The organism is Pseudobacillus sp. 179-B 2D1 NHS (assembly GCF_045370945.1).
Lineage (GTDB): Bacteria > Bacillota > Bacilli > Bacillales > Domibacillaceae > Pseudobacillus.
This window is the reverse complement of sequence record NZ_JBIQDP010000012.1, coordinates 74963-88902: the sequence shown is the minus strand read 5'-3', so window position 1 is coordinate 88902 and position 13940 is coordinate 74963. Positions and strand designations below refer to the sequence as shown.

Below are 13940 nucleotides of genomic sequence, written 5' to 3'. Positions count from 1 at the left end.
GAGTTAGTTATGATTACTAATCCAACGAGAGAAGAAATGGGACAGCTGCTAAAAAAGGCAAAGACTATTGCTGTCATCGGCTTAAGTGATAATCCAAACCGAACAAGCTATATGGTTTCTGAAGCGATGCAGCAAGCTGGATATAAAATTATTCCAGTAAACCCTACTGTTGATGAAGTTCTGGGAGAAAAAGCGGTGGCTTCCTTAAAAGATATTAAGGAGCCTGTTGATATTGTAAATGTATTTCGCCGATCAGAGTTTTTACCGGAGATTGCCAAAGAATTCGTTGAGATAGATTGTGAGATTTTTTGGGCACAGCTTGGTGTAGCTAATGAAGAAGCGTATGAGTTTTTAAAAGAAAAAGGCAAGACCGTCATTATGGATAGATGCATAAAAGTGGAACATGCCCTCACTAAATAAGCGGGCAACTAAGAAACAAGCGGTCCATTTCCGCTTGTTTTTTACTGTTATCTATTTGCATAAATTGCATGTTGACCATACAATAAGGCAGAGGAAAATGCAGAACGGAACAGTACAATTGTAAACTTCCGGCATAATGGGAAGATGAAGCATTGGAATTTTTATGATATAATAAAGTGTACGAACGTTTGTTTGTTTCTCTAGGAAGTCTGAAAGGGGAATTTTTGTGACAAAAAAAGAAGTGACCTTTGACTATAATGATGATGCCATCCAAGTCCTCGAGGGACTGGAAGCGGTCAGAAAGAGACCTGGAATGTATATTGGGTCTACAGACACGCGAGGTCTGCATCATTTAGTCTATGAAATTGTAGATAACTCAGTGGATGAAGCGCTTGCCGGCTACGGCAACGAAATAAAAATCATTATCCACAAAGATCAGTCGGTGAGCGTCCAGGACTTTGGCCGCGGTATGCCTACTGGTATGCATAAACTAGGAAAGCCAACTCCGGAAGTTATTTTGACGATCTTGCACGCCGGCGGGAAGTTTGGACAAGGCGGATATAAAACGAGCGGCGGACTGCATGGTGTCGGCGCTTCTGTCGTCAATGCTTTGTCTGAGTGGCTGACAGTGACGATTCATCGTGATGGTTTTATTTATCAGCAGCGCTTTGAGCATGGAGGCGTCCCGGTAACGACGCTTGAGAAGATCGGAAAAACAAAAAAAACAGGAACCACCATCCACTTCAAGCCAGACCCGGCTATTTTCAGCACCATTCATTATAATTTCGATACGTTAAGTGAGCGGTTAAGAGAATCGGCCTTTTTGTTAAAGGGCATGAAGATCAGCTTGATAGATGAACGTCAAAAGCTGGAAGAAGTTTTTTATTATGAAAAAGGCATCGAGGAATTTGTTAAATATTTAAATGGAGAGAAAGATGCTTTGCACCAGGTAGTGTCCTTTGCTGGAGAACAGAATGGGATTGAAGTAGAATTTGCTTTCCAATTTAATGACGGCTACTCCGAAACGATCCTGTCGTTTGTTAACAATGTCCGGACGAAGGATGGAGGCACCCATGAAGCGGGAGCGCGTACAGCCATGACAAGGGTATTTAACGAGTATGCGCGCAAAGTAAATCTATTAAAGGAAAAAGATAAAAATCTCGAAGGTACCGACATTCGTGAAGGCTTAGCTGCTATTGTTTCTGTGCGTATTCCAGAGGAACTGCTTCAATTTGAAGGACAGACGAAAGGAAAGCTCGGCACAAGCGAAGCTCGGTCGGCAGTTGACAGCGTGGTGTCTTCGCAGCTGTCCTACTTCTTAGAGGAAAATCCGGAAACAAGCTCATTGTTAATTAAAAAAGCCATTAAAGCCGCTCAGGCAAGAGAAGCAGCAAGAAAAGCCCGTGAAGATGCCCGTAGCGGGAAAAAGCGCAAGCGCAATGAAGGTGTGCTTTCCGGTAAGCTTACGCCTGCACAGTCACGCAACCCGCAAAAAAATGAATTGTATTTAGTGGAGGGTGACTCAGCCGGCGGATCAGCCAAACAAGGACGCGATCGCCGCTTCCAGGCTGTTCTCCCATTGCGCGGAAAAGTGATTAACACGGAGAAGGCTAAGCTTGCTGATATTTTTAAGAATGAGGAAATTAATACGATTATCCATGCAATTGGTGCGGGCGTAGGGCCAGATTTTAACGTGGAAGACGCCAATTACGACAAGGTCATTATTATGACGGATGCCGATACAGATGGTGCACATATTCAAGTCTTACTGCTCACTTTCTTTTATCGCTATATGAAGCCGCTTATTGAAGCTGGAAAAGTATATATCGCCCTTCCACCGCTTTACAAAGTAAGCAAAGGAAGCGGAAAAAAAGAAAAAGTGGAATACGCCTGGACAGATGAAGAGCTTTCGGAAACAATGAAGCGAGTAGGAAAAGGCTGTATGCTCCAGCGTTATAAAGGCCTTGGTGAAATGAATGCCGATCAATTATGGGAAACTACGATGAATCCGGATACGAGAACGCTCATCCGCGTGCTTATTGATGACGCAGCCCGAGCTGAGCGCCGTGTCACTACACTGATGGGTGATAAGGTGGAGCCGCGCCGGAAATGGATTGAATCAAATGTTGCTTTTGGACTGGAAGAGGACGGCAATATTTTAGAAAACGAGAACCTTTCAGTCGGCAAGGAGGAGTAAGTAGATGCAAAAAGAAGTATTTCAAGATTTACCGCTTGAAGAGGTGCTTGGAGACCGATTTGGGCGCTATAGCAAATATATTATCCAGGAACGCGCGCTTCCCGATGCCCGGGATGGATTGAAGCCGGTACAGCGCCGGATTTTATACGCGATGCATACAGAAGGAAATACGCATGAAAAAGGCTTTCGGAAATCTGCCAAAACAGTCGGAAATGTTATCGGTAATTTCCATCCGCATGGTGACTCTTCAGTTTACGATGCGATGGTGCGAATGAGTCAGGAGTGGAAGCTTCGTCAGCTTCTTGTGGAAATGCATGGGAACAATGGCTCAGTCGACGGTGACCCTCCGGCGGCCATGCGTTATACAGAGGCAAGGCTTTCGGCTATTTCCGGAGAATTGCTAAAGGACATCGATAAGCGCACGGTTGACTTTATTCCTAACTTTGACGATACGACAGAAGAGCCGACTGTTTTGCCAGCAAGGTTCCCTAACTTGTTAGTCAATGGGTCAACGGGGATATCCGCAGGTTATGCGACGGAAATACCACCTCATCAGCTAGGTGAAGTGATCGATGCAGCGGTTATGAGAATGGAACGGCCTGATTGCACAGTAGCCGATTTAATGAAAGTGATTAAAGGACCTGATTTTCCGACAGGCGGTATTATCCAGGGAATTGAAGGCATTGAAAAAGCGTACAGAACAGGAAAAGGAAAGATCATTGTACGTGGAAAAGCCGAAATTGAAGAAATTCGCGGTGGGAAAAAGCAAATTGTCATTACTGAAATTCCTTATGATGTAAATAAGGCAAACCTTGTCAAAAAAATAGATGATTTCCGTCTTGATCGCAAAGTAGAAGGAATCGCAGAAGTACGGGATGAAACAGATCGGACTGGCCTCCGAATCGTGATTGAGTTGAAAAAAGATGGCGACGCCCAAGGAATTTTAAATTATTTATATAAAGTAAGTGATTTGCAAATCAGCTATAACTTTAACATGGTGGCCATTCATAATCAGCGGCCGGTGCTCATGGGGTTACCTGAATTGCTCGATGCCTACATAAGTCACCAAAAGGAAGTTGTTACGAAGCGATCGGAATATGAGTTGGCAAAAGCGAAGGCACGCCAGCATATTGTAGACGGCTTGATCAAAGCGCTGTCTATTCTTGATGAGGTTATTGCTACCATACGGGCATCAAAGGATAAACGCGATGCCAAAAATAATTTAATGGCTTCATTCGATTTTACGGAAGCTCAAGCGGAAGCCATCGTCAGCCTGCAATTATATCGGTTGACGAACACGGATATTACAGCTCTGCAGAAGGAAGCAGAAGAACTTGCAGCGGAGATAGAGCAGCTGACGGCTATTTTGGCAAGTGAAAAAAAGCTGACAAGCGTCATTAAAAAAGAATTAAAAGAAGTGCGAAAAAAGTACAACGACACAAGACGAACAGTGATAGAAGAGGAAATCGAAGAAATAAAAGTAAACCTGGAAGTGCTCATTCCAAATGAAGAAGTCATCGTCACAGTTACGAAAGATGGCTATATTAAGCGAACAAGCTTGCGCTCCTATTCGGCATCCGGCGGAAAGGATCTTGCCATGAAAGAGACCGATCGCCTTCTTTACAAGGCAGAGGTTCACACAACAGATGTACTGCTTGTGTTTACAAGCAAGGGGAGCTACTTGTATTTACCTGTTCATGAACTTCCCGATATTCGCTGGAAGGACCTCGGACAGCATCTGGCGAGCCTCGTAACTCTTGAAAAGGATGAATCGATTATCGCTGTTTTTGCTGTTAAGGACTTCCAGGAGCCGCTTTACTTGTTGTTTGCTACAAAAAATGGCATGATCAAACGCACTGAATTGGCTGCTTATAAAGTACAGCGTTATTCACGGGCACTGACAGCTATTAAGTTAAAAGAGGATGATGAGGTAGTCGGAGTACATGTAACAGATGGAAGGAATCAAGTGTTCTTGGCTACTTTTTATGGGTACGGCCTCCTCTTTTCCGAGGAAGAAGCAAGCCTTGTCGGGCCAAGAGCCGCAGGAGTGAAGGGAATTAATTTGAAAGACGGCGACCATTTAGTGAGCCTTGAAGTATGGAAAGAAGACGAAGAAAAAGACTTGTTGCTTGTTACGCAGCGCGGAGCTGTCAAGAAAATGAAGTCCACTGAATTTGAGCCGCTTTCACGTGCAGCAAGAGGAGTGGTGATGCTTCGAGAATTAAAAGGAAATCCGCACCGTGTTGTTGGATTGACACTGATCGAACAAGAGACACAATTTGTTTTGCAAACAGAAAAAGGCCTAACGGAACAATTTGATTTTGCGAGTTTAAAGCGAAGTGATCGTTATTCGAATGGGACGTTTGTTTTAGATGAAAATGATAGCGGAAAAGTGATTGCTGTTTGGAGAGATATAAAGGCAGAAGAATCATAAAAGCAGATGACGAGCATTGCTAGTTTTTTAGCATATCGCAAGGTCTATTTTTCATCTTTTGAAAGAAGCTGGACTATTATCCAGCTTCTTTTTGTTTTTTTCTAAAAATTAAAGGGAAGAGAGAAGGGTACCTAGGTCGGTTGATTGCAGAGCGATCTTCTGATAGATTGTAAAGGACTGTTTTCTGTCACTCATTTTTAAGAAGGGATGCGTTTTATGAATTGGATGGAGAAGATCGATCAATACATACTGTCAGTCAATGATTATTTGTATACGTATGTAATGATTGCTTTATTAATTGGGTTAGGCTTGTTTTTCTCATTCGGCACGAGATTTGTCCAATTTCGCTTGTTTGGAGAAATGTTTCGCGTGATCTTTGAGAAATCAACCATCTCTGCGAAAGGAAAGGAAGGAATCTCTTCTTTCCAGGCGTTTACAGTTAGTGCAGCTTCAAGAATTGGAACAGGCAACCTAGCGGGTGTAGCGACGGCTATTGCTGCCGGCGGTCCCGGCGCTGTTTTTTGGATGTGGCTGATCGCTTTCATTGGAGCAGCGTCTAGTTTCATAGAGAGTACGCTCGCTCAGATCTACAAGGTGAAAGATGAAAATGGCTTTCGTGGCGGCCCTGCATATTATATGGAAAGAGGGCTGAATAAAAGATGGATGGGAATCATTTTCGCTGTTACCATCACCTTTTGTTTTGGCCTTGTTTTTAATGCTGTTCAGTCTAACACTATTTCCATTGCTATGAATGAAAGCTTTAACGTATCAAAGCCTATTGTTGGCCTTGTTCTATGCATACTCACAGCTTTAATTATTTTTGGCGGTCTTAAGCGAATTGCTCATGTTACGCAGGTGCTCGTACCTGTTATGGCTATTGTTTATATTCTTGTGGCCTTATTTGTTCTAATTATCAATATCACAGAAATCCCGGCTATGTTTATGTTAATTATCAAAAATGCTTTCGGTATGGAGGAAGCAGTAGGCGGTACGCTTGGGGCTGCGGTTATGAACGGAATTAAACGGGGACTATTTTCGAATGAAGCGGGAATGGGATCGGCTCCAAATGCAGCGGCAGCCGCTTCTGTCAGTCATCCTGTGAAACAAGGGCTCATCCAAACGCTTGGTGTATTTGTCGACACGATCGTCGTTTGCTCCGCTACAGCTTTCATTATTTTGTTGTCAGGACAATACTTAAGGGAAGATGCTTCTTCCATTAACTTAACCCAGTCCGCTTTGTCTGTGCATATCGGTGAATGGGCAGCTATCTTTTTAGCTGTGGCTATTTTTCTATTCGCATTCAGTTCTGTGATCGGAAACTATTATTATGGCGAAACGAATCTGGAATTTATTAAAAACTCTCCGATCGCTTTGTTTATTTACAGAATGGCCGTTATTGGCATGGTGTACTTTGGCTCAATTGCAAAAATCAGTCTTGTCTGGGACATGGCGGACCTGTTTATGGCCATCATGGCGCTAATCAATTTGGTTGCTATCGCGATGCTGTATAAAATTGCTGTAGCAGCCCTAAAAGATTATCAACAACAGCGAAGAGCCGGAAAAGAGCCTGTTTTTTATGCGGATTCAATTGAAGGAATCGGCAAAGCAGACTCCTGGGAAAGAAAACGGCAGGAGGAAGGACAAGCATAAGGCAGCATCCGCTGTCTTATGCTTCTTTCTATAGAGGCAACCTTGACATTTCCTTTTATCTAGACATCGGTCGGTGCAAACTTTGATAGAATATAAAAGGAAATAACTGTTTATTGTTTTTAGTTAGTGGAATATAGAAATCAATCGATAAATTAACTATTAGGCGATAATAAAGCGGGTGAGCAAAGTTGAGTGATACATTGAAAGTGATCTTATATATAGACTTGGCACTTGTCATGATTTTGCTTTTTTTGCTTGCTTTTCTATTGATCCAAAAAGTAAACACAAATAGAAAGGCAGAGAAAGTAGAATCAATAAAGGCTTACTTGCGTCCGGATCTTTTTGCCTACTTGTTAGGGGATGAAAAAGATTTACACAATCGATGGTTGAGTAGTCATCCGCTTAACCTCCAGGCGCTCGAAGAATTGCTGGAGGAAGCTTCTAAAATGTTTAAGGGTGAAGAAATAGCGGCCATGATTACGATGCTTGCTGAAGAATGGTTAAAAGAGGAGTATCGTCGGCGATTAACCAAAAGGCGATGGAGCATAAGAATGAACGTCTTGTATCATATAGAAAATTTCCATATGGCCTCTTTTGCACCATACTTGTGGCTTGCTCTGGCAGAAGATTCGTTTCAAACGAAGGCAGAGCAGACGGAAGCCATTCGGGTTTTGGCTTCACTACAATCTAAAGCGTTGGCTACAGATCTCATCCAACTTACCCCACCGTTCTCTAAAGCTTTATATAAGGACGTATTAAGAAGGTTTAACGGTACATACCAATCGTTTTTTATTGAAAACTATGAGAAGTTAAACAATATTTTTAAACAGGCGATCATTGAGTGGATGGCAGAAACACAGGATTATCGATATATTCCTTTTATTGTAGACCAATTGAAACAGTCGCATTTAGAGCTTCGAATTGCTGCTTTAAAAGTATTGTATTTGTTCGGGTATGCTGATGATTCAGCGGATATCTATTCATTTAGCTACTCTTCTCATTGGCAGGAAAGAATGCTATTTGCCAAGTTAGCCGGCGCAGCAAAAAAAGATCGTTTCCTGCCCCAGCTCACAAAATTAATTGCGGATGAAAACTGGTTTGTTCGCAATGCTGCCGGGGAAGCTCTTCAAAAGTATGCTGATGGTGCACTGATTCTGCAGCATATAATAGAAACTCATCACGACCGCTATGCAAAAGATATGGCTGCCCAGTGGCTTGAAAGCGAAGGAGCGATAATATGATTGTCCAATTTATTAGCAGCCTCGTCACTTTTTTGTCATGGTTATTTATTTCGTATACAATAGTTGTGCTGTTATTTTATTTTGTTATTTTATTCATTTCAGCAAAGCAACTGCGAAGCCAATACGGCTTTAATTCTAAAGAAGCGGAAGAAGACCTGCTTGATTCCTTTGACACAAAACCTGTCTCTATTCTCGTGCCTGCCTATAACGAAGAAGCAGGCATTTATAACAGTGTTCGTTCTCTCCTTAGCATTTATTATCCGGAATATGAAGTGATTGTGATCAATGACGGATCGAAGGATAGCACAGTGGAAACGATGATTGAGTCATTCCAAATGGTAAAGACGAATACAGTGCTGCGTACAAGAATTCCAACAGCAGAGGTTAAAGGGATCTATCGTTCGACCATTTATAAAAATGTTTATATGATCGACAAGGAAAACGGCGGAAAAGCAGATGCTTTGAACGCTGGGATGAACTTATCACATTATCCTTACGTCTGTTCACTTGACGGGGATTCTGTCTTAGAAAGAAATGCTTTCCTGAAAGTCATAAAGCCGATTCTCGACTCAGATGGCGAAGTGATTGCTGTCGGCGGGAGTGTGCGGATCGCCAATGGTTGTCATATTGAAGGCGGAGAAGTGATGACCGTGGATTTATCCAACAAACCCTTTGTCATTATGCAAGTGATCGAATATTTACGGGCCTTCTTAATAGGCCGTATTGGATTGAGCCGTCATAATCTGCTGCTGATTATATCAGGCGCATTTGGCGTTTTTGAGAAGGAGTCAGTCATTCGGATTGGCGGCTATCGCACAAACACCGTTGGAGAAGACATGGACCTTGTGGTGCGCCTGCACCGGATGATTAAAGAAGAAGGGCTCAATAAAAAGATACTGTATGTTCCGGACCCCGTCTGCTGGACAGAAGCTCCAGAGTCTGCGCTTTATTTGCGTAGACAGCGCCAGCGGTGGCATCGTGGGCTCTGCGAAGTAATTTGGAACCATAAAGATATGCTGTTCAATCCTAAATATGGACTTGTAGGCGTGCTATCCATGGCTTATTTCTTTTTGATTGAGCTGATGGGTGTATTCGTTGAATTAGCCGGCTATATTCTTATCCTATTCGGGGTCCTATTTTCATTTATTAATGCCGAGGTCACTATATTGATGGCTTCTCTATCTTTTTTATACGGTTCTATTTTATCTATGAGCGGTGTGCTTCTGGAAGAATGGAGCTTGAGGAAATATCCGAAACCAGCCAATATTGTGAAGCTATTTTTCTATGCGCTCTCTGAAACCTTCTGGTATCGTCCTTTGACGATCAAGTGGCGGGTAGAAGGTTTTTTACAATTTTTAGCTGGCAAGAAAGATTGGGGCGAGATGAAACGGATTGGTGTAGGAGCCAAGGTTGAGTCAAAATGAGTTGGTCGTTGAAAGGATAGCTGAAAGGAGTTTAACCAAGTTGTTGCAAGAATTTAAGAAATTTGCCATGCGCGGCAATGTCATTGATCTGGCGATCGGTGTTATTATCGGAGCTGCTTTTGGTAAAATCGTTTCTTCTCTCGTGCAGGACATTATTATGCCGATCATTGGACTGCTTATAGGGGGCATTAATTTTTCAAAGTTAATGTTTCGCTTCGGAGGAGCTGAGGTGAAATATGGTCTCTTCATACAATCCATTGTTCATTTTTTAATTATCTCATTTGCTCTTTTTCTCTTTGTACGGGTATTTAATAAGTTATACCGTCAGGAAAAGGAGGAGGAGACGCCTTCACTTTCAAAAGAGGAAGAGCTCCTTACAGAAATTAGAGATTTATTAAAATCGCAAAAAACGCTTAACAATTTAGAAGATTCAGAGTATAATAGAGAAAATTAAATAGAAAATTTAGCTAGGGGTGCCTTTAAGGCTGAGAGGATGCATGCATCTAACCCTTGAACCTGATTTGGTTAGTACCAACGGAGGGAAGCTGTCTTTATTTATGTATGTTTATTTGGTGTACATAAAGAAAAGCCTGCCGTTGTGGCAGGCTTTTTTTATTGCAAAAAGGAGGAATATAAATGGATGAATTGATGATTGGTCAAGCGAGGTTAACGAATCGGCTTTTTACCGGCACAGGAAAGTTTGCAGATCACTCGGTCATGAGACAGGCTTTTGCTGAATCAGAATCAGAAGTAGTTACCGTGGCGGTGAGAAGGGTAGATTTAGAAGCGGAGCATGAAAATATTTTAGAAGATATTCCGCCGAATATGATTATCATGCCCAATACCTCGGGAGCTAGAAATGCCGAGGAAGCAGTTAGAATTGCAAGACTGGCCAGAGCCGCTGGGATGGGCAACTGGATTAAAATTGAGGTCATTTCCGATCAGAAGTATTTGTTGCCTGATAATGAAGAAACCATTCGAGCTACAGAAATCCTTGCTAACGAAGGATTTATTGTTCTTCCTTATATGAATCCGGATTTAATGGCAGCAAAAAAGCTAGCAGATGCTGGGGCGGCAGCCATTATGCCGCTCGGTTCACCGATAGGGTCAAACCGGGGCATCCGGATGAAGGAAATGATTCGGATTCTAATAGAAGAAAAAACACTGCCTATTATTGTTGATGCAGGGATCGGCAAACCGTCTGAGGCAGCTGAAGCCATGGAGATGGGGGCTGACGCGGTGCTAGTCAATACGGCAATTGCCACAGCTGATGACCCGGTAAGCATGGCTAAAGCGTTCAATTTAGCTGTTAAGGCTGGAAGACAGGCTTATCTGGCGGGGCTGGGAGCAGTGTCGCAAAAAGCAGCCGCTTCCTCCCCGTTAACTGGATTTTTACGTTAAAAAGGAGGGATTTTTTTGAGTTTTTATGAGGTGTACCGTTCAATCAAAGATCAACCATATGAAGAGTGGTTAGCTAGCATGACGACAACCGATGTAGATAGAGCTTTAAATAAAGACGATTTGAATGAACAAGACCTATTGGCGCTTCTTTCCCCTGCAGGCAGCGAACGTTTAGAAGAAATGGCTCAAAAAGCCCAGCGATTAACAGTTCGGAATTTTGGTAAAGTAATCTCCTTGTATGCCCCGCTTTACTTAACAGACTATTGTGTGAATAAATGTGCTTACTGCAGCTTTAGCTTTGATAATGATTTTCCAAGACGAAAGTTAACGTCATTAGAAATTGACCAGGAAGCAAAGGCGTTAAAGGATATGGGGATTCAGCACGTTATTTTGCTGACAGGAGAATCACGTATTCATTCATCGGTAGCTTATCTGGCGGAAGGCGCAAAAATTTTGAGAAAGCATGCCTCTTCAATCGCCATCGAGGTACAGCCGCTTGATACGGAAGAATATCATCAGCTTTTTCAGGCTGGGGTAGATGGGCTCACGGTTTACCAGGAGGTATACAATGAGGAAGTGTATAAAGAGATTCATATAAAAGGACCAAAAAGAAATTACCGTTACCGTCTTGATGCACCAGAGAGAGGCTGTCAGGCCGGGATGAGATCAGTCAATATCGGCGCCCTGCTTGGAATGGATAATTGGCAGAAGGAAGTATTTTTCACCGCTCTGCATGCAAGGTATTTGCAGAAAAAATATATAGAAACAGAAATTGCCGTTTCTTTTCCTCGCATTCGTCCGAACCTGGGTGGATTCGAGCCGCGGGTTAATGTAGAGGATAAAGACCTTGTCCAGGCTATGCTTGCCTTTCGTCTATTTATGCCGCGAGCAGGTATTACACTCTCTACACGTGAAGAGGCGGAACTCAGAGATCATCTCATTAAGCTCGGGGTAACAAAAATGTCTGCTGCCTCCTCTACTGTTGTAGGCGGATATGCTAACAAAAAAGAAAACAATAGCCAATTTGAGATTTCTGATAATCGTTCGGTAGATGAAGTGAAAAAGAGACTAAAACAGCTGGGCTATCAGCCTGTTTCAAAAGATTGGGATATCTTGGCGGTGGAGGAGGAGACGGATGACTTTTCGGCTTCATGCCATCACAACGGGAAAGCTCGAACTGGCGCAGGCGTCTGAAGCGGCCGCTAGCATTCAACCGTTTGTTGATTTTATTCATATTAGAGAGAAACAACGCAGTGCCAAAGAGTTGTTTCATTGGGCTGAGACATTTATCGCTAGGGGGGTTCCTGCTGAAAAGCTAATTATAAATGACCGTGTAGATGTGGCGCTTGCCACAGGAGCCGGCGGTGTACAGCTGACAGAAAATAGCTTGCCGCTTAGACAGGTGAGAAGCTTTGCTAAAAATATAAAGGCCGGCTGCTCGATTCATGAGCCGGCTGACGCAGCAGCCATACAAGAAGAGGCGGTCGAGTGGCTTTTGTTTGGCCACCTTTATAAAACGGCTTCCAAGCCTGGTAAACAACCTAAGGGGCTAGAGTTATTGCAAACAACAGTGGGTTTTTCCCGCATTCCGGTGATCGCGATCGGAGGGATTATGCCGCATCACGTTCAGGAAATTAAAGCAGCTGGAGCGAAAGGAATTGCGGTGATGTCGGGAATTTTTGCAAGTAAAGAACCGGCTGTCGCCGCCTCATGCTATCGAGCTGAAATAAAAAAGGAGGAAAAGCAAATAGATGAATATTTTGGTTAACGGCAAAGAAAGGCAAGTTGTCTTGGAGGAACCGACGCTTGAGAATTTGCTCACTGTTTATTCACTGCAAGGAAAAACAGTGATTATTGAGTCAAACGGTAAGATTATTCCAAAGGAACAGCTAGGCTCAACAAATGTAGAAGAAGGCGATCGTATTGAAATTATTCAATTTGTAGGCGGCGGTTAAGGAGGAAAAACTATGATGGAAGGCCGTTATTCGAGACAGGAATTATTTTTAAAAGAAACGGACTCTTACCGCAATAAGCATGTAATGATTATTGGAGTTGGTGCATTAGGGTCCTCTCTGGCCGAAATGCTTGTCAGGGCAGGGATTGGGAAGCTGACATTGATTGACCGTGACTATGTTGACTGGACGAATCTTCAGCGGCAGCAGCTTTATAAAGAACAGGATGCAAAAGACAGCCTGCCAAAAGCAGAGGCAGCTAAAAAAAGACTCCAGGAAATTAATTCTGACGTAGACATATCAGCTGTAACAGCAGACGCGGGTCCAGAGGAGCTTTCTGCTTTAATGACTGAACACTGCCCTGATTTACTGCTTGATGGAACAGACAACTTTGAAACAAGATTTTTAATCAATGATTTGTCGCAAAAATACAACGTCCCCTGGATATATGGAGCATGTGTTGGCAGCCAGGGAATCAGTTGTGTCATCCTTCCTGGAGAAACTCCCTGTCTTGCTTGCTTGCTTGACGTTCTGCCAGCCGCAGGTATGACTTGTGATACCGCTGGAATTATTGCGCCAGCAGTACAAATGACCACAGCTTTTCAAGGAGCAGAAGCATTGAAGATTCTTGCTGACCGATGGAAAGATATACGCAGAGAGCTAGTTTCCTTTGATTTATGGAAAAATACACATTCGTCTATTAATATAGCCACTTTAAAGAAGACCGCTTGTTCATCATGCGGCAAAAAAGCGACTCATCCGTATTTAACAAGAGATCAACGAACAAAGACCGCCATCTTGTGTGGAAGAAATACAGTGCAGGTAAGGCCGCCAGTCAATAGAACATTTAATTTAGCTGAGCTGGCCTTGTCGTTTGAGCGACAGGGTAAAAAAGTAAAAACAAATGGCTTTTTATTGTCAGTGGAGATCGCAGGAAAGCGAATTGTTCTTTTTCAGGATGGCAGGATGCTCGTGCACGAATCGAAAGATCCGGATGCAGCCAAAAAACTTTATCAGCAGCTGCTTGGTTAACAGAAAGCAAGAGGACAGATAAATTATAGGATGATGTTATCTGGCCGATTGAAAGTGTTTGTTAGCCTGATGAAGAGCAGGGGGTGACTATTGAAATAGGAGAAGTCTGAGCCGTCCGCTGTACAGCGGACGGCTCAGACTGCGTTCAGAAAAAGACAAAAATTTAAAATCTGTCTTGGGCAGTTCTAT

Annotated in this window: 12 protein-coding genes and 1 riboswitch; all 12 genes read left to right on the top strand. The window is 43.0% G+C overall.

The window, feature by feature from the left end:
• The first annotated feature begins 9 nt into the window (after positions 1-9).
• The 12 genes from ACH0BF_RS13445 to ACH0BF_RS13390 all read left to right on the top strand — a co-directional run bounded on the left by ACH0BF_RS13445 (position 10) and on the right by ACH0BF_RS13390 (position 13751).
• Complete coding sequence (locus tag ACH0BF_RS13445; protein ID WP_120030786.1) at positions 10-420, top strand: CoA-binding protein; 411 nt, start codon at positions 10-12, stop codon at positions 418-420.
• 226 nt (positions 421-646) lie between these two features.
• Positions 647-2617: a DNA topoisomerase IV subunit B gene (gene parE / locus ACH0BF_RS13440; RefSeq protein WP_120030788.1), complete on the top strand. Its 1971-nt coding sequence runs from the start codon at positions 647-649 to the stop codon at positions 2615-2617.
• 4 nt (positions 2618-2621) lie between these two features.
• The gene (parC, locus tag ACH0BF_RS13435) at positions 2622-5051 is read left to right on the top strand and encodes a DNA topoisomerase IV subunit A (protein ID WP_120030790.1); all 2430 of its coding nucleotides are present in this window, start codon (positions 2622-2624) and stop codon (positions 5049-5051) included.
• Between the two features lie 216 nt (positions 5052-5267).
• Positions 5268-6701, top strand: a complete 1434-nt coding sequence (locus tag ACH0BF_RS13430; RefSeq protein WP_259455517.1) for an alanine/glycine:cation symporter family protein — start codon at positions 5268-5270, stop codon at positions 6699-6701.
• 188 nt (positions 6702-6889) lie between these two features.
• Positions 6890-7942, top strand: coding sequence for a HEAT repeat domain-containing protein (locus ACH0BF_RS13425; RefSeq protein ID WP_340854373.1), 1053 nt, complete (start codon positions 6890-6892; stop codon positions 7940-7942).
• Positions 7939-9366 (top strand): glycosyltransferase family 2 protein, encoded by a 1428-nt coding sequence (locus ACH0BF_RS13420; RefSeq protein ID WP_340854371.1) that lies wholly within the window; start codon positions 7939-7941, stop codon positions 9364-9366. Before ACH0BF_RS13425 ends, ACH0BF_RS13420 begins: the two co-directional genes overlap by 4 nt.
• A 40-nt stretch (positions 9367-9406) precedes the next feature.
• On the top strand, positions 9407-9820 hold the full coding sequence (gene mscL, locus ACH0BF_RS13415) for a large conductance mechanosensitive channel protein MscL (protein ID WP_340854369.1): 414 nt from the start codon (positions 9407-9409) through the stop codon (positions 9818-9820).
• Positions 9821-9825: 5 nt separating this feature from the next.
• Positions 9826-9926: riboswitch (TPP riboswitch) on the top strand.
• Positions 9927-10002: 76 nt separating this feature from the next.
• A complete protein-coding gene (locus ACH0BF_RS13410; protein ID WP_406909484.1) occupies positions 10003-10767 on the top strand; it encodes a thiazole synthase in 765 nt (254 codons plus the stop codon).
• Positions 10768-10782: 15 nt separating this feature from the next.
• The gene (gene thiH, locus ACH0BF_RS13405) at positions 10783-11961 is read left to right on the top strand and encodes a 2-iminoacetate synthase ThiH (RefSeq protein ID WP_406909483.1); all 1179 of its coding nucleotides are present in this window, start codon (positions 10783-10785) and stop codon (positions 11959-11961) included.
• Complete coding sequence (locus tag ACH0BF_RS13400; protein WP_406909482.1) at positions 11903-12535, top strand: thiamine phosphate synthase; 633 nt, start codon at positions 11903-11905, stop codon at positions 12533-12535. Before thiH ends, ACH0BF_RS13400 begins: the two co-directional genes overlap by 59 nt.
• Positions 12519-12722 carry a sulfur carrier protein ThiS gene (thiS, locus tag ACH0BF_RS13395; RefSeq protein ID WP_406909481.1) on the top strand — a complete coding sequence of 68 codons (204 nt, stop codon included), beginning with the start codon at positions 12519-12521 and terminating at the stop codon, positions 12720-12722. The genes ACH0BF_RS13400 and thiS overlap by 17 nt, the downstream gene beginning before the upstream one ends.
• A gap of 15 nt (positions 12723-12737) precedes the next feature.
• The gene (locus ACH0BF_RS13390; protein ID WP_406909511.1) at positions 12738-13751 is read left to right on the top strand and encodes a ThiF family adenylyltransferase; all 1014 of its coding nucleotides are present in this window, start codon (positions 12738-12740) and stop codon (positions 13749-13751) included.
• Positions 13752-13940 lie beyond the last annotated feature (189 nt).